The sequence below is a fragment of the Tsuneonella sp. HG249 genome (assembly GCF_053819205.1).
In genome coordinates this window covers 183,186-199,990 of sequence record NZ_JBSOQY010000001.1, presented here as the reverse complement: position 1 = coordinate 199,990, position 16,805 = coordinate 183,186, and the positions used below count along the sequence as shown (strand labels likewise).

Annotated in this window: 15 protein-coding genes; 3 read left to right on the top strand and 12 right to left on the bottom strand. The window is 66.8% G+C overall.

Features of this window, described 5'->3' with window-relative positions; genetic code table 11:
• Nucleotides 1-15: 15 nt before the first annotated feature.
• From ACWPM1_RS00970 to ACWPM1_RS00925, 10 genes are all read right to left on the bottom strand, one after another.
• Nucleotides 16-762: an SDR family NAD(P)-dependent oxidoreductase gene (locus ACWPM1_RS00970; RefSeq protein WP_455692979.1), complete on the bottom strand. Its 747-nt coding sequence runs from the start codon at nt 760-762 to the stop codon at nt 16-18.
• Entirely contained in the window at nt 759-3,149 is a 2,391-nt protein-coding gene (pheT, locus tag ACWPM1_RS00965; RefSeq protein WP_455692978.1) for a phenylalanine--tRNA ligase subunit beta, read from the bottom strand. The genes ACWPM1_RS00970 and pheT overlap by 4 nt, the downstream gene beginning before the upstream one ends.
• Nucleotides 3,146-4,312, bottom strand: coding sequence for a phenylalanine--tRNA ligase subunit alpha (pheS, locus tag ACWPM1_RS00960; protein WP_455692977.1), 1,167 nt, complete (start codon nt 4,310-4,312; stop codon nt 3,146-3,148). The genes pheT and pheS overlap by 4 nt, the downstream gene beginning before the upstream one ends.
• 29 nt (nt 4,313-4,341) lie before the next feature.
• Entirely contained in the window at nt 4,342-5,262 is a 921-nt protein-coding gene (locus ACWPM1_RS00955) for a helix-turn-helix domain-containing protein (protein WP_455692976.1), read from the bottom strand.
• Nucleotides 5,263-5,375: 113 nt separating this feature from the next.
• Nucleotides 5,376-6,260, bottom strand: a complete 885-nt coding sequence (locus tag ACWPM1_RS00950; RefSeq protein WP_455692975.1) for a helix-turn-helix domain-containing protein — start codon at nt 6,258-6,260, stop codon at nt 5,376-5,378.
• 144 nt (nt 6,261-6,404) lie between these two features.
• The gene (gene rplT, locus ACWPM1_RS00945; protein WP_455692974.1) at nt 6,405-6,761 is read right to left on the bottom strand and encodes a 50S ribosomal protein L20; all 357 of its coding nucleotides are present in this window, start codon (nt 6,759-6,761) and stop codon (nt 6,405-6,407) included.
• Nucleotides 6,762-6,790: 29 nt separating this feature from the next.
• On the bottom strand, nt 6,791-6,994 hold the full coding sequence (rpmI, locus tag ACWPM1_RS00940; protein ID WP_455692973.1) for a 50S ribosomal protein L35: 204 nt from the start codon (nt 6,992-6,994) through the stop codon (nt 6,791-6,793).
• A 124-nt stretch (nt 6,995-7,118) separates the two neighbouring features.
• Nucleotides 7,119-9,116 carry a sulfatase-like hydrolase/transferase gene (locus ACWPM1_RS00935; RefSeq protein ID WP_455692972.1) on the bottom strand — a complete coding sequence of 666 codons (1,998 nt, stop codon included), beginning with the start codon at nt 9,114-9,116 and terminating at the stop codon, nt 7,119-7,121.
• 44 nt (nt 9,117-9,160) lie between these two features.
• Entirely contained in the window at nt 9,161-9,943 is a 783-nt protein-coding gene (locus tag ACWPM1_RS00930; protein WP_455692971.1) for an inositol monophosphatase family protein, read from the bottom strand.
• Between the two features lie 2 nt (nt 9,944-9,945).
• A complete protein-coding gene (locus ACWPM1_RS00925) occupies nt 9,946-10,881 on the bottom strand; it encodes a ribose-phosphate pyrophosphokinase (RefSeq protein ID WP_455692970.1) in 936 nt (311 codons plus the stop codon).
• A gap of 435 nt (nt 10,882-11,316) precedes the next feature.
• Here ACWPM1_RS00925 and ACWPM1_RS00920 point away from each other — a divergent pair, with 435 nt between their 5' ends.
• Both ACWPM1_RS00920 and ACWPM1_RS00915 read left to right on the top strand, forming a co-directional pair.
• A complete protein-coding gene (locus ACWPM1_RS00920; protein WP_455695093.1) occupies nt 11,317-13,209 on the top strand; it encodes a PAS domain S-box protein in 1,893 nt (630 codons plus the stop codon).
• 187 nt (nt 13,210-13,396) lie between these two features.
• Entirely contained in the window at nt 13,397-13,846 is a 450-nt protein-coding gene (locus ACWPM1_RS00915; RefSeq protein WP_455692969.1) for a hypothetical protein, read from the top strand.
• A 65-nt stretch (nt 13,847-13,911) separates the two neighbouring features.
• Here ACWPM1_RS00915 and glpX read toward each other — a convergent pair whose 3' ends face one another.
• Nucleotides 13,912-14,901, bottom strand: coding sequence for a class II fructose-bisphosphatase (gene glpX, locus ACWPM1_RS00910; RefSeq protein ID WP_455692968.1), 990 nt, complete (start codon nt 14,899-14,901; stop codon nt 13,912-13,914).
• A 57-nt stretch (nt 14,902-14,958) separates the two neighbouring features.
• On the opposite strand from glpX, the gene ACWPM1_RS00905 reads away from it, so the two are divergent.
• Nucleotides 14,959-15,507: a hypothetical protein gene (locus ACWPM1_RS00905; RefSeq protein ID WP_455692967.1), complete on the top strand. Its 549-nt coding sequence runs from the start codon at nt 14,959-14,961 to the stop codon at nt 15,505-15,507.
• On the opposite strand, the gene ACWPM1_RS00900 is transcribed toward ACWPM1_RS00905, so the two are convergent.
• A complete protein-coding gene (locus ACWPM1_RS00900) occupies nt 15,485-16,795 on the bottom strand; it encodes a homoserine dehydrogenase (RefSeq protein ID WP_455692966.1) in 1,311 nt (436 codons plus the stop codon). The two genes, ACWPM1_RS00905 and ACWPM1_RS00900, sit on opposite strands and share 23 nt — an antisense overlap.
• Nucleotides 16,796-16,805: the final 10 nt, after the last annotated feature.

Here is a 16,805-nt window from a genome sequence, read left to right as displayed (position 1 = left end):
GAATGACGAAATTGTCTAGCTTTCCCGCGCCACCCGAAACCCGGCAAAATCCTGGTTCACCGGCATCAGCTCGATCCGGTTGATGTTGAGGTGTGGCGGCAGCTCGGCGATCCAGCGGATGGTATCGGCAATGTCCACGGCGGTCATCGGGTTCACCCCGGCGTAGAGCTTGTCGCTGGCCTCCTGGCTGCCCGTGCGCACCACGGTGAACTCGGTCTCGACCATGCCGGGCTCGATGCTCGTTACCCGCACTCCGGTGCCGTGGAGATCCGCGCGCAACGCGAGGGTGAAGTGATTGGCGAACGCCTTGCTGCCGGCATAGACATTGCCGCCCGGATAGAGGTAGCTCCCGGCCACCGAGCCGATGGTGACGATCGCTCCCTTGCGTTTGATCAGACCGGGCAACAGCAACCGCGTCACCGTCACCATCGCAATGACGTTGGTGTCGATCATCGTCTGCCAGTCGTCGAGGCTGGCCTCCTGCGCGGGGGAGAGGCCCTGCGCGAGCCCGGCGTTGTTCACCAGCAGGTCGATCTCACGAAAGCCCTCCGGCAGCGACGCGATAGCCGCCTTGAGCGCCGGCGTGTCGCGCACGTCGAACACCGCGGGGTGGATTTTGTCCGCACCCAGCTCGGCGACGAGCCGGTCGAGCCGTTCCGCCCGCCGGCCCGTAGCGACGCAACGCCAGCCGCTCGCGACCAGCGTGCGCACGGTGGCCCCGCCGATGCCCGCGGTGGCGCCGGTGACGAAGGCAGTCTTCACCCGCGCAACTCCGCGCCGAGCTTGGTGGCGGCGGCAACGATACGGTCGGAAATCGCCCTGAGATCGGCGTCGGTATAGGTCTTCTCGCCCGGTTGCACGGTGACCTCGATTGCCAGCGACTTCTTGCCTTCGGGCACCCCGTTACCGCGGAAGTCGTCGAACACTCGCGCGGCGAAGATATTGGCCTTGTCAGCGCCTTTCAGGGTGCGCACTAAATCGCTCGCCGGGAGGGCGGCATCGACCAGGAACGCGAAGTCGCGGGTGACCGACTGCAGCGCCGGAGGCGCGTAGCCAGCGCGGGCGAACTGCGCGTTCTTCTTCGGCGGGATCGCGTCGAGGAACAACTCGACCGCCATCACCGGGCCTTCGACGTCGAACGCCTTCAGCGTTGCCGGATGGAGCGCGCCGAAGCGCGCGAGCACGGTCTTGGGGCCGAGCCGGAGGGTGCCCGACTGGCCGGGATGGAACTGCGTACCCGCCTCGCCGAGCACCTGCAGGTTGTCGACCGGGGCGCCGGCGGCTTCGAGCAGCGCCAGCGCTTCGGCCTTGGCATCGTAGGCGTCGAACGGCGCGGGCTTTCCGGTGGCCCAGCCGCGCGGGGCCTTTTCGCCCGCGAGCAGCACGCCGAGCGTTGCGCGCTCGTCGCTCGTGCCGCCCTCACCGCGCAAATAGCGGCGGCCGAGCTCGAACAATCGGATGCTGGCCGCGCCGCGGTCGGTGTTGCGTTTGGCGGCGGCGAGCAGCCCCGGGATCAGCGAAGGGCGCATCGCTTTCATGTCTTCGCTGATCGGGTTCTCGAGCACCCACAGCCCGCCGTTGCCTTCGGCGAAGTGGTCGGAGTCGGCGGGGGGCAAGAAGGACCAGGTCACCGCCTCGTTGAGCCCGCGCGCGGCGGCGGCGCGGCGCACCTTGCGCTCGCGCGCCTGCTCGGGAGTGGCGGTCGGGCGGGCGACGCCATCAGCGCGAGGCAACGGGGTCGAGGGAACCTTGTCGAGGCCGTGGAGGCGGACGACCTCCTCGACCAGGTCGGCCGGGCCTTCGATGTCGTGGCGGCGCAGCGGGACGGTGACCCGCCAGTCGTCGCTGACGCCGAACTCGAGCCGTTCGAGCGCGGCGCGCTGCTCGGCCTCGGGGATCGCCACTCCGCCCAGTCGCTCCGCGAGCGTAGGGTCGTAGGCGACCACCTTGGGCTCGCTCGGCGGCGCACCCGCGCGGACGACTTCGCTGGCCTCGCCGCCACAGGTGCGCAGGATGAGGTCGGTGAGGATGTCGAGCCCGGCGTCGAGGAAGGCGGGATCGACCCCGCGCTCGAACCGGCTGCGCGCGTCGCTGGCGATGCCCAGCGCCCGGCCGGTCGCGCCGATCCGCTCGGGATCGAAATAGGCGATCTCGAGCAGCACGTCGGTGGTCTCGGCGGTGACGCTCGAATGCTCGCCGCCCATGATGCCGCCGATGTCGTGCACGCCGGCATCGTCCGCGATGACGGTCATCTCGGGGGTGAGGGTGTAGGTCTTTTCGTTGAGCGCATCGACCTGCTCGCCGGCGCGCGCGCGGCGGGCGACCACCGGGCCGGACAGCTTGGCGAGGTCGTAGACGTGCGCCGGGCGGCCGAAGCCCAGCGAGAGATAGTTGGTGAAATCGACCAAGGCGCTGATCGGCCGCTGGCCCGCCGCCATCAGCCGCGCCTGCATCCAATCCGGGCTCGCGCCGTTCTTCACCCCGCGAATGACCCGGCCGTAGAATGCCGGGCAACCTTCAGGATCGTCGGTGCGGATTTCGACCGGGCAGGGGAAGGCGCCGGGGTTGGTCCCGGCACGCCATGGCTTGAATGTGCCCATGCCGGCGGCGGCGAGGTCGCGGGCGATGCCTTCGACCCCCATGCAATCGGGCCGGTTGGGAGTGACCGCGACGTCGAATACCGGGCTCACGCCCTGGTAGCTGGCGAAGTCCTCGCCGACCGGCGCATCGGCGGGAAGCTCGATGATGCCTTCGTGATCGTCGCCGAGCTGCAGCTCGCGGGTCGAGCACATCATGCCGTTGGACTCGACCCCGCGGATGGCGCTTTTCCTGAGCTCCATCCCGTTTGCCGGGACGACCGCGCCCGGCAGCCCCAGCACGCCCTTCATCCCCGCGTGCGCGTTGGGGGCGCCGCAGACCACCTGCAGCGGATCGCCCTCACCGGTGTCGACCGTGAGCACTTGCAGCTTGTCGGCCTGCGGATGCGGCGCGGCGGTCAGGACCTCCGCGATGCGGAAGCCAGCGAGCTTCTCGGCCGGGTCCTCGAGGCCTTCGACTTCAAGCCCGATCGCGTTGAGCTTCGCCGCGATTTCGGTGGCGCTCGCCTCGGTGTCGAGAAAAGCCTTCAGCCATTCGAGCGAGAACTTCATGCCCGCGCTCCCACCCCGCCCGACAGCGTCGGCACGTCGAACGCGCTGAAGCCATAGTGCGCCAGCCAGCGCCCATCGCCGTCGAAGAAAGCGCGCAGATCGTCCATTCCGTACTTGAGCATCGCGAGCCGATCGACGCCGACCCCGAACGCAAAGCCTTGCCACTTGTCGGGATCGAGCCCGGCGAACTCGATCACCCGGCGGTTGACCATCCCGCTGCCGAGCAGCTCCATCCACCCGTGCCCCGGCGCGTCGCCGTGCCCGCCGAGCACGCGGCGGCCGCCGACGTCCTGCCAGCCCACGTCGACCTCGACGCTCGGCTCGGTGAACGGGAAGTAGCTCGGCCGCAGCCGCAGCACGATGTCGTCGCGCTCGAAGAACGCCTTAAGGAAGGTCTCGAGCGTCCACTTGAGGTGGCCGAGGTGGATGCCCTCGTCGATCACCAGACCTTCGACCTGGTGGAACATCGGCGTGTGAGTGGCGTCGCTGTCGGAGCGATACACGCGGCCCGGCGCGATGATGCGCAGCGGCGCGCCTTTCTCGACCATCGAGCGAATCTGCACCGGCGAGGTATGCGTGCGCAGCAGCATGCGCCTTTGTTGGCCTATCGCTGCGCTGCTTGAGGCCGTTTCATGATCGTCCGGCGCCCGATCAAGCGCTTCATTCGCACTTTCCTGCGGGAAGTAGAAGGTGTCGTGCATTGCCCGCGCCGGGTGGCTTTCGGGCATGTTGAGCGCGGTGAAGTTGTGCCACTCGTCCTCGATCTCGGGTCCCGTCGCGACCGCGAAACCCATGTCGGCAAAGATCTCGGCGAGCTCGTCCATCACCTGGCTGACCGGGTGGATCGAACCCTTCGGCGCCTCGGGCGCTGGCAGCGTCAGGTCGAGCACTTCGCTCGCAAGTCTCTGTTCCAAAGCGTCCTTTTCAAGGACATCCTTGCGCGCCTCGATGGCCTCGGCAACCTGCGCGCGCATCGCCTGGATGCGGGGCCCTTCGGCCTTGCGCTGCTCGGGGCTCATCTGGCCGAGTGTCTTCAGGAGGCCACTGACCCATCCGGCCTTGCCGAGCGCGGCCACCCGCTGTGCCTCCAGCGCGTCGGCATCCGCCCCGGCGATCGCGGCCAGCGCCTCGGCCAGCCGGGCGTCCTGTTCAGTCGTATTCATCGCGAGGTGCCCCTAGGGGGCGGGCCGCCCTATCGCAATCCTTCGCGCGCGATCGGGCCGCCGGGCCGGTCAAGCGTTTGCGCCGGCGAGCCCCAAGTCTTCGCGCGCTGTTCCATGAAAGCGGACAGGATGGGGTGCGGGAGCGCGGCATAGTCGGTGGGGCTCATGCCCATGAACTCGTGGAACTCGTGGTTGAAGTGCGCCTGGTCGGTGTAGAGTTCGTCGATCGCCGCGCTCCACCGGCCCATCCCGCCGAGCATCCACGCCGCCAGGCTGCGCATGAAACGCTGGCGCCGGAGAAGGAGCTTGGGCGCGAACCCGAAATGGCGCCGGCACACGCGCTCGAGGGCTCGGACCGAAATTCCCGCGTGCGCCGCGAAATCGGCGACGGTGGCGAGGCCCAGCTCCACCAATGCTCCATGGACCGCGCGGATCTTCTCGGAGTCGGGGACCGGCTGGTCACGCGAGCGTAGCACCGCGACAATGCGCCCGAACTCGGCATCGTCGTCAGCCTCGCCCGAGAAAACGTCGAGCAGCCCGGCGAATCCCGCGAACTCCGGATAGCGTTCCGCGTCGACCAGGAGGTTCGCGCGCGGGGCCGCCGGCTGGCCGACGAACCGGGCCCAGCCCATCGGCAGGAGGCCGATGCCCCACATCCGCGTCGTCCCGAGCTCGAAGCGCACGGCGCGGGAGCTCGGCCCCGTCGCGGTGAAGCGGGCATCGGCGACGATCGGATCGTTGCCGAGTTGGGCCAAGGGCAGATCTCCGGCGAAGACCCGGAGGTTGCCCCATTCAGGCTGCAACCAGTCCACCACCCGCTGATTGCCCGGCACTGACAGGTCCAGCCGGTAGATGCTGGTAACGCAGCCTTCGAGATCGGGAGGCGGCGCGAAGAAACGAGCGTCGACCACGCATTCTGGCGGAAACGAGGTCGCCGAATGGTCCGGCATGGGATCGGCACCGTCTCCGCTTATGATAGGAATGGGCGACACGCAGGCGCTCAGGCCTGATTTAAGTTATGCGCGAGGGCTATCAAGCGCCCGCTATCCTGGCAAGGGCGAGATCAGCGAAAGCGAGCCACCGTCGGCAGGTCCAGCGGGGTGGCGGCGCCCTGGTCGGCCATTCGCTGGCGCATGATCGGCTGGACGATCGGGTGCGACATCTTCGCGTATTCGCTCGGCGAAAGGCCCATGAACTCGCGGAACTCGCGCACGAACTGCGCTTGGTCGTGATATTGCCCGTCGAGCGCATCGATCCAGCTGAGCGAGGGATCGAGCATGAACTGCGCGAGGCTGCGGACGAACCGTTGTCGGCGCAGGAGTAACTTGGGCGTGAAGCCGAAATAGCGCCGACAGAACCGCTCGAGCGATTTCGCCGACATGCCCAGCCGCGCCTGCAGTGTCGTGACTTCGCCGACCGAGGGATCGCGCAGCGCCTCCTGCAGGGCGACGATCTCGGGCTCACGGGGGACCTGTCTATCCGCCTGGTTCAGCAAATGCGCTTCGATCGCCTCGGCTTTCGCCTCATCGTCACCGGACGAGGCGACAATCTTTGGCAGGATATCCGCAAACGCCGCGAACGCGGGGTGCGTGCTGCCATCGACGGTTCGATTGGCCAGGGCCGAAGCATCGTAGTCGATGAACTTGGCCCAGCCCGCCGGCTGCAGGCCGAGGCCCCAAACGCGGCTCGTCGTCACGCCGAAATGGGTGGCTACGCTGGTTGGGCCGCCAGCGACGAATGGCCACTGCGCGGTCATTTCGCCGGGGCCCAGGCAGGCCACCGGAGGGGGCCCCTCGGTAAACCGCATCGCCGCCCATTCGGGATGCAGGTAGTCGACGACTAGTCCGTCGCCCGCTTCGATCACGGTAAGATACAGCGCCGTGAAATACGGTTGCAGCGATTCCGACAAACGGAAGAAACGCACGGCTATGCTCGGCGATTCCGACATCGTTCTGCAGCAGTCCTTGGCGGGAGAGTGAGTGCGACCCGAAGGACATCTTCTTGTATTTTTTAGCCATAACGCACGTGCGCCACACGTCAAGGGCGCCGCGGGTACAACCCGCGACGCCCTCAAAATCGCATGCGCAATACGTTAGTTGAGCGCGGATTTGGCCTGCGCGATGATCGCGGTGAAGGCACCGCCCTCGTTCATCGCGAGGTCGGCCATGACCTTGCGGTCGAGTTCGATACCCGACAGCTTCACGCCGTGCATGAACTGCGAATAGGTCAAACCCTCGGCGCGGACCGCGGCGTTGATGCGCTGGATCCACAGTGCCCGGAAGCTCCGCTTCTTTACCTTGCGGTCTCGGTAGGCGTATTGCCCGGCCTTCTCGACCGCTTGGCGGGCGACGCGAATGGTGTTCTTGCGGCGACCGCGATAGCCCTTGGCCTGATCGAGGATCCGCTTGTGCTTGGCGCGGGTGGTTACGCCCCGTTTGATGCGTGCCATGTCGAAATACTCCTGTCTCTAACGCCGGCTCAATCGAGGCCGTAAGGGGCCCACTTCTTGATCGTCTTCGCATCTGCGTCGGCGATCACGGAGGTCCCGCGGTTCTGGCGGATGTACTTCGCATTGTGGCTGATCAGGCGGTGACGCTTGCCGGCGACTCCGTGCTTGACCTTGCCGGTGGCAGTGAGCTTGAAGCGCTTCTTGACGCCGCTCTTGGTCTTCATCTTGGGCATTTTCGTCTCCTTTCGGGGACACGCACTTGTCAGCCCTGGCAGCCCTTGTTGGCCAGGCCGACGGTGAATCACGTGTCGGTGAAGCGCGCGCCCCTAAGGCGGGAGGGCGCGAAAAGCAACCCGCTTAGTGCGCGCGAAGCCGCTCGCGCCAGCGTTCGGAGCCCCAGCGCGCCACGACCGCATCGGCGCGGGCGCGGTCGGCGCCAGTGAGCGGGGAGTAGGGCGTGCACATGTCGCGCTCGCGGAAGCACACTTCGCCGGTGTCGAGCCGCAAGCTGGTGATGATGCCCTGGGGTTCGGCAAGCCCAATGGCGGTTGGGGTGTCGAGCGGGCCGATGTGCAGGAATGGCGGCACCTCGATCATCGGCGGGCTGACCCCCTTGATCGCCGCCGCGATGATGGCGCGATAGTCGGAAAGCGCGATCGGCCCCCGGGGCAGGACGCCCGGGCGGTTGGCGACGAGCAGCGTGGCAAATTGTTCGGTCCCGATGACGTGGCCGTGGCCGAGGAAACCGCTCTCGAACAGCTCCTCGCCATGATCGCCGGCAACGAAGAGCAACGTGTCTTCCCACACCCCCTTCGCTTTCAGCCGGGCGATCAGCTCTCCCAGCCGCCGGTCCGCGTTGGCGACGGCGTTCCAGTAGGTCTGGCGAACCCGTTCGGCATTGGCGGGGGTGATGTCGCCGCGTGCGATCGGTTCGCCGGTGAGGCGCCTCGCGACGCCCGGGTGATCGTAGGGAAAGTGCGCTGACTGGAAGTTGAAATAGGCCATGTGCCGCCGCGCGCTCCAATCCTCGCGGCCCAAAGTGCGATCGAAAGCGGCGAGCAGGTGTCCCTCGTCCACCCGCAAGCTGCCTTGCGCGGCAAAGTCGAACGCTCTTTTCTCGCGCAGGGTCTCGGCGTCGAAATAGACATCGGCGTTGCGGCGCATGGCCACCGTCTCGGAAATTCCGCCGAAGTCCTCCGGCTGCCCGGAAAATACGCCGATGCGGTAGCCGCTGGCCTTGAGGTCGGCGAACAGCGACGGGTCCCCCTCGCGCGGCGCGAGTTGCCCCGCGAAGAGCGATTTCAGGCTTTCGGTGGTGAAGCCGACATGGCTGAAGGCGGGGCGGGCGACGCTTCCCGCGCTTACCAGGGCGTCGAGGTTTGGCGCGACCGGTCGGCCATCAACGCGCTGGCCCAGCACGTCGCCGCGGGTGGATTCGAACACCACTATGATCACATGGGGGGCGCGCGCCGAGAAAACTTGGGGTTCGAGCGTGGCTGCCAGCGGAACGAGCTTCAGATCGCCGCCATAGCCATCTTCATCGATCCCATTGCCGGGAACGTCGAGGGCCAGCGGGTGGCGCGCCGGGTCGAAGGGATGGGTGTCGTGCTGCACGCCGAACAGGCCGTAGCCGTCACGGTCAAAATCGGTCGCGCGGTCCAGCAAGCCGCCCATCGCGGCCCACGCCAGCGTGCGGTTGAGCGCGTAGGCGGCATCGCTTCCGCTGCGCGGAATGGCGATCGCCAGCGCGATGAAAGTCGTGACGACGACCAGCCAGGATAGAGGCCGGGGCGATTGTGGGCGATCGAAGCTCGCGAGGGGGAGGCGGGCAAGAGCTTTCCACGCAAGCCATGCAGCCGCCGTGCCGCAGCCGATCACCACCAACGCCAGCCCGATCTCGCTCAAGCCGAACAGGAGCGCGTCGGCGAGGCTCCCGCCCCCCAGCTGGGCGAGCAGCGCGAAGCCGACCGCGTCGCTGAAGTAGGAAGCCAGCTTGTATTGCGCCGCGATCACGCCAACGAAGATCGCGCCGTTGGTGAGCGCGAAGACGAAGGCCGGCGTCCATCCGGCGCGGCCTCGCGTTACCCGCACGGCGAAGGCCCAGCCAGCCAGCGCAATGAGCATCTGGACGGCGGCGTATCCGACAAGGAACAACGCGGCCTCGCCCAGCGTATCGACCGCGCGGCTGATCCCGAAGCCCCCGGAGAACAGGCCGAACTTGCGGTCGGCGAGCGCGAGTTCGATCGCCGACACGATGAGCGCGATCGCCACCGGGAGCAGCCTAAAGGCCCGCCCCCACGCAAATCCGCGTGCGCGGGGCGGCAGGATCGCGGGCTGGAATGCGGTCGTCGCCATAGGCGAGCGGCCTAGCGCAGCGGACTTAGCATCGGGCTAACGCTTCAGTGCGCGCAGGCGAGCGCCTCGACCACATCCTCGAGCCGCGCCGGATCGCCGAGCGCGATGACGTGGCCTTCGCTTCCAGCATGGAGCGGCTCGCCGTTCCAGTCGGCCATCACCCCGCCAGCGCCTTCGACTATGGGCACCAGCGCAGCGAAATCGTGGAGCTTCAATCCGCTCTCGCACACGAGGTCGACTTGGCCGCTGGCGACGAGGCCGTAATTGTAGCAGTCGCCGCCCCAGATCATCCGCTTGTGGGCGCATCTGGCCGCGAGCGCCATGAAGTGCTCGGCCGAATGGTCGTCGAAGTACTGCGGCCCCGTCGAGGCCAGTACCGCATCGGCCAGTTCGCGGCAGAGGCGGGTGCGGACCTCGGTCCCGTTGAAAGTGGTCGCCTGTCCGATCGCGCCGACCCAGCGTTCGCCCGAAATGGGCTGGTCGATCACGCCGAGAACCGGAAACCCATCCCGCAGCAGCGCGATAAGAGTGCCGAAAATCGGTCGCCCGGCAGCGAAGCTCACCGTGCCGTCGATGGGATCGAGCACCCATTGCCGCGAAGCGCCTTCGCGCTCGGTGCCGAACTCCTCACCGATGATCCCGTCGCGGCCCGCCTCGGCGGTGAGGATGCGCCGCATTGCTTCTTCCGCCGCGCGGTCGGCCAACGTGACGGGCGAGGCGTCGCCTTTGGCCTCGAGCCCGATCTCGCCGCGAAAGTAAGGCCGAATCGTCTCCCCCGCCGCGTCGGCGAGGCGGTTGGCCAGCGCAATATCGGTAGCGAGCGACACGCTCAGTCGAACAGGCTGGAGACGCTGCTCTCGTCGGCGATGCGGCGCACCGCTTCGCCGATCAGCGGGGCGATGGTGAGATAGCGGATGCATTTGGAATCCGCCGCCGCGTCGGTGGCGCGGATCGAATCGGTGATGACCAGTTCCTCGAGCGCGGATTCGTTGACGCGGGCGACCGCCCCGCCGCTCAGCACCCCGTGGGTGATGTAGGCCGCGACCGAGCTCGCCCCGTTGTCGAGCAGCGCCTGCGCCGCGTTGCACAGCGTGCCGCCCGAATCGACGATGTCATCGATCAGGATGCAATGCCGCCCCTTCACGTCGCCGATGATGTTCATGACCTCGCTCTCGCCCGGCCGGTCGCGGCGCTTGTCGACGATCGCCAGCAGCGCGTTGTCGAGCCGCTTCGCCAGGGCGCGGGCGCGGACCACGCCGCCCACGTCGGGGCTGACGACCATCAGGTCGCGCCCGGCGTAGCGCGCCTGGATGTCGGCCGCCATCACGGGCGCAGCGTAAAGGTTGTCGGTCGGGATATCGAAGAAGCCCTGGATCTGCCCCGCGTGAAGGTCGACCGCGAGCACCCGGTCGGCGCCCGCCTGGGTGATCAGGTTGGCGACCAGCTTGGCCGAAATCGGTGTGCGCGGCCCGGGCTTACGGTCCTGCCGGGCATAGCCGAAGTAGGGGATGACCGCGGTGATCCGCTTGGCACTGGCGCGCCGCAGCGCGTCGATGCAGATCAGCAATTCCATCAGGTTGTCGTTGGCTGGAAAGCCGGTCGACTGGATCACAAACACGTCCTCGCCGCGGACGTTCTCGTGGATCTCGACGAAGATCTCCTCGTCGGCGAAGCGGCGCACGCTGGCGTCGGTCAGCGGCAGCTCGAGATAGGCCGCGATATCGCGCGCGAGCGGCAGGTTCGCGTTGCCGGAGAGGATTTTCATGGGCGGCGCGGTCCGTTGTTGGCTGTGGGGCAAGCGGAATCGGTCCGCGCGGCTTAGCGAAGGAAGGCGGGGATGCAACATTGGCGAAACGGCGCGCGGGGGATTAGCGTGGCGCCAGTCGGCCTGGCTGGTCATTGCAGGGGTATTCCTCGTGGCGTTGTTCGCAGCCCGCTATCGCCGCGAAAAGCCGGCTCACAAACGCGGCCGACGGGCTGGCCCGGCTGGACACTCCTGAAACCGTCGCTGACCTCGTTGCAAGGCAGGGCGGAGGAATTGCGCGGGCCCGGCTACGAAGGCGCTCTGCTTCCGGAGTGAACGTCCGCAATCGAACCGGCACGGACACCGGCTCCAGAGGGCGATCGCCCACCCACAAAGGCGTAAGCAAGCCGGGAACCCGTGGCCGCTCCTCTGGTTGACGGGTCGAGGGAAAGCACCATTCATCGACCACATGATTCCGAGACCGCGATTCGAGCGGAGTTGCTGCTTGAAAGCGTCACCGATTACGCAATCTATATGCTCGATCCCGCTGGCACCGTCCGCTCCTGGAACACAGGGGCGAGGCGGCTCAAGGGTTACGAGCCCTCCGAGATAATCGGCGAAAATTTCTCCCGGTTCTATACCCAGGACGATTGTTCGGCGGGCGCGCCCCAAACTGCTCTTGCCGCGGCCCTGGCCGAAGGACGCTTTGAAGCCGAGGGCTGGCGGGTCCGCAAGGATGGAAGCCGATTTTGGGCCAACGTAGTAATCCAGGCTATCCGTGATGAGCGTGGCGATCATGTGGGATTTGCCAAGATCACACGAGACCTCACGGAGAGAAGAAACGCGGAGGAAGCCCTTCGAAAGAGTGAAGAACGCTTCAGAATGCTCGTTCAAGGGGTAACGGACTACGCGATCTACATGCTCGATGCTGCCGGTAACGTGGCGAGCTGGAATGCCGGTGCGGAGCGATTCAAAGGGTACAGCGAGAACGAGATTGTAGGGGAGCATTTTTCCCGATTTTACACCGATGAGGATCTAGCGGCGGGGATACCTGCGACAGCGTTGAGAACCGCAGCTGCCGAGGGGCGCTTCGAGGCAGAAGGGTGGCGGGTTCGGAAAGATGGAACGCGGTTTTGGGCGAGCGTCGTAATCGACCGTATCGTCAACGACAAAGGCGAACTTTACGGATTCACCAAGGTTACTCGCGATTTAACCGAAAGGCGGAACGCGCAAATCGAGTTGGAACGGTCGCGCGAACAGTTTTTCCAGTCCCAGAAAATGGAAGCGATCGGGCAACTTACAGGAGGCGTCGCGCACGACTTTAACAATATTCTGGCGGCAATCCTCAGCAGTCTGCGCATCGCCCAGCGACGTATCTCGGCTGGAAGAGAAGCCGACAGCTTTATCGAGAACGCCATTACTGCAGCGGAACGGGGAGCCACCCTCACGCAGCGCATGCTGGCTTTTGCACGGAAGCAGGAACTGCAACTCGAGACCGTCGACCTCTTGAGCGCCGTGCGTGACATGACGCAGCTTCTTCAACGAACGATTGGAGCGGGGATTTCGATACGCCTTGCGTTTCCCTTGCAGCTTCCTCCGGTGGTCGCTGATCGCAGCCAGCTGGAATTGGCGATCATGAATCTGGTCGTGAATGCGCGCGATGCGATGCCGAAAGGGGGCACGGTCACCATCGGCGCGTGCACCGTCGAAGGCGGCGAAGTGGCAGAAGACATGGTTTGCTTGTCCGTCGCAGATGAAGGCGAGGGTATGGATCAGGCTACTCTCACGCGTGCAACCGAGCCGTTCTTCACGACCAAAGGCGTTGGCAAAGGGACCGGCTTGGGCCTTTCCATGGTGAAAGGAATGACCGAGCAGTTTGGGGGCGCCTTCAAGCTCATCAGCGAGGAAGGTCGAGGTACAACCGTCGAAATATGCCTCCGTAAGGCCAACGAGGATTCGCCTGCGGATGCTGATCAATCCGGTACAATAATCTCGCCCGTCGACAGGACCCTACGCATACTTGCGGTCGACGATGATGCGCTCATCCTCCTCAACACTGTGACGATCTTGGAGGATATGGGGCACGAGGTCCACCAAGCTAGCAGCGGAAAGGACGCCCTCGAGATCTTGCAGCGAAAAGCTATCGACCTGATGATCACCGACTACGCGATGCCTCAAATGAACGGCGCGGAATTGGTACGTCGCGCCGCAGCGATAAAGCCCGACCTGAAAATCATCTTGGCGTCGGGCTATGCCGACCTTCCGCATGGCGAGGAACTTACGTTGCCTCGACTGTCGAAGCCCTATTCCGAAAAGGATCTGAACGACGCCATCCGGCGGCTGTCATAGTCCTTCGCGGCTATTTCCAGCTGCAGATTCCCGGCGCCCGGAATCCTTTTCGGACCCGTCCTGGACATGGCGAGCCAAGCGGTGGCGGGCTCATCTCCCCATGTTCCGCCCCCCCCTCACGGCGGGTTAGCCGGGACTAGGGCAAACAACTTTCCTACAGGCCCCTGCCTGTGGCTTAAGCTCGTCGATGAGCAAGCCTTCGCCCCATCGCCTCCGCCGCCGGCCGGGCTGGTTCCGCCCGGTGCCGCTGCGCTCGCGGCGCGACGGGTGGAGCGAGGTGCGGCAGTGCGCGTTCCTGGCGCAGCTTTACCTCACCGGCTCAGCCACCGCCGCAGCGAAGGCCGTGGGGATGAGCCGGGCGAGCGCCTACCGCCTGCGCGAGCGGGCCGGCGCGGAAAGCTTTGCGTTTGCGTGGGACCGGGTGCTGTCGCTGCCCGGGTGGGGTCATCCCGGCACGGCGTCAGAGGATTTCCGGAAGGTGACGAACGCGACGCTGCTCGCGCGGCTCGAATTCGGCCTCGTCCAGCCGGTCGTTTATCGCGGGGCGATGGTGCACATCCGCCGAAAGCCTGACGATTCCGCGCTTTTCCGGCTGTTGCGGCGAACCGACCAGTGGGCGGACGAGCCTGCCGGCTAGGGCCCAGCGCGGTGACCGGACTGTTTAAGAATGCGCCCCGGTCGGTGTGCCACGCAAAGCTACACTCAGCCGGTGCGGTGCTCGCCCCTGATCCAGCGCACGGTGCCGCTGCTCGCGCGCATCACCACGCTTTCGGTGGTCATCTTGCCGCCGCGCAGCCGCTTGACCCCGTCGAGCAGGCTTCCGCTCGTAACCCCGGTGGCGGCGAAGATGCAATCGCCCTTGGCCAGCTCCTCGAGCTTGTAGATGCGGCCGAAGTCCTTGTCGGGGATGCCCCACTTGCGGGCGCGGGCCTTCTCGTCCTCGTTGCGGAAGATCAGGCGGCCGTTGAACTGGCCGCCGACGCAGCGCAGCGCGGCGGCCGCGAGCACGCCCTCGGGCGCGCCGCCCGAGCCCATGTACATGTCGATGGTCGTGTCCGGATCGGTCACGGCGATCACTCCCGCGACGTCGCCGTCGCCGATCAGCACCACGCCGCACCCCAGGCCGCGCAGTTCGGCGATCAGCGCCGCGTGGCGCGGGCGGTCGAGCACGCAGACGATGATGTCGGCGGGCTCGACGCCCTTGGCCGCGGCGACCGCCTCGACGTTCTCGGTCGGACTTTTGGCAAGGTCGATGATGCCATCGGGATAGCCGGGGCCGACCGCCAGTTTGTCCATATAGGTGTCAGGCGCGTTGAGGAGGCAGCCCTTCTCCGCCGCCGCCAGCACCGCGAGCGCGTTGGGGCCGGCCTTGGCGGTGATCGTGGTGCCTTCGAGGGGGTCGAGCGCGATGTCGATCTTGGGACCGGTACCGATCGCTCCGCCCACCTTCTCGCCGATGTAGAGCATCGGTGCCTCGTCGCGCTCGCCTTCGCCGATCACCACGGTGCCGTCGATGTCGAGCGTGTCGAAAGCCTTGCGCATCGCCTCCACCGCGGCGGCGTCGGCGGCCTTCTCGTCGCCCCGCCCGATCAGCTTGCTGGCGGCGATTGCGGCGGCCTCGGTCACGCGGACCAGTTCGAGCACGAGCACGCGATCAAGCACGCTGGAAGCATTGGGGGCGGCTTTGTTCATGGGCAATTCAGTCCTGCGGCGGTGATTGGCGCGGCGCTTAGACGAGGGAGACGACGATTGTCGAGACGGACCGGCTGGGCGCTATCGGCGCTGGTCTTCAGCCTGTCGGTTCCTTCGATCAGCGAGGCGCAGGACGCGGTGCCCGGGCTGACTGCCGAGGAGGCGCTGGCGGCCGCCAGGAAAGCCTACGGCCCACCGGATACGCGCGCGAGCAAAGCGTGTCCCCCGCAGCAGCCAGGAGCGGAAATCGTCGTCTGCGCAGAGCAGGAAGACCAGTCGCAATTCCGCGTCGAGTCGAGCGGCGATCTCGACCCCGAAGGCGCGGGCGCGAGGGGCGGGGTGCCGCGCGCGCCCGATGTCGGCCACGTCTACCCGCCCGGGATGGTATCCGTCAGCGGCTGCTTCATCCCCCCGTGCCCGCCGCCGATGCCCAAGATCATCGACCTCAAAGCGATCCCGGAGGCGCCGCCAGGATCCGATGCGGACCTCGTCGCCCGCGGTCTCGCGCCGCTCGGTCGCGACGATGCCCCCACCGGGCCCAGCGAACCGCCAGCGACCGCCGTCCGGGAGGACGACGAGCCCCTCACGCCTCCAGGATCGGCATGACCAGCGGCGGTGCCGTCAAGCTTTCGGCGCCGTCGAGCAAGCGCAGGGCCTCGGTGACGCACCGTTCCGGGCCTTCGTGGGTGACCATGGCGACCAGCACGTCGCCCGCGGCGTCGGGCTGGCCTTGCTGGATGAGGCTCTCGATCGAGACCTCCGCATCGCGCATCGCGGCGGTGATCTCGGCCAGCACGCCCGGGCGGTCGGAAACGGTGAAGCGGATATAATTGCGGCCGCGCCGCTCGCCCGGTTGCGCGGGCGCCATCGCGGTCAGATCGGCCACCGGCACCGAGAATGGGGAACCCACCTGGCCACGCGCGATATCGATCAGGTCGGCCACCACCGCACTGGCGGTCGGGCCGTCGCCGGCACCCGGGCCCTGGAACAACAGGCGCCCGGAAAAATTGCCCTCGGCCACAACGGCGTTCGTCGGCCCGTCGACATGCGCGAGCGGATGGGCCTGGGGGACGAGGCAGGGCCGGACGCGTTGCAACAGGCGGGGCGCCGCGCCGCCGTCACCTTCGACATCCGCCTCGCCGATCAGCCTGATGACGAACCCGAGGTCTCGCGCGCGGGCTATGTCGGCTGCGCGGACACGGGCTATGCCCTCGGCCGACACGTTGCCGAGATCGAGCCGTGCGCCGAACGCCACCGCAGCCAGGATGGCAAGCTTGTGGCTCGCGTCGATCCCGTCGATGTCGAGAGTCGGGTCCGCTTCGGCGAAGCCCATCGCCTGCGCCTCGGCGAGAACGTCGTCGAAGTCGCGGCCGGTATCTTCCATCGTCGACAGGATGAAATTGCAGGTGCCGTTGAGGATGCCTTGCACCCGGTCGATCGCGTTTGCCGCCGCGCCCTCGCGAAGACCCTTGATGACCGGAATGCCGCCCGCCACCGCCGCTTCGAACTTGAGCGGGACCCCCGCCTGTTCGGCCGTGTCGGCGAGCGACAGGCCGTGGTGGGCGATCATCGCCTTGTTGGCGGTCACCAGACCCTTGCCGGCGGCGATCGTGTTGCGCGCAAGTGTAAGCGCCGGTCCGTCGGCACCGCCGACCAGCTCCACCACCGCGTCCACATCCTCGCGGGCCGACATCGCGGTCATGTCGTCGCACCATTCGAACGCCGAGATGTCGACGCCCCGTTCGCGGCTGCGGTCGCGCGCACTGACGGCGACGATGCGTATCTCGCGGCCGGACCGGGCGCGCACGATCGCGCCATTCTCGCTGAGAAGGCGAATGACGCCGGCGCCCACGGTGCCCAGGCCGGCAAGCGCGATGCGCAGCGGTTCGGCCATCTCGTATTTC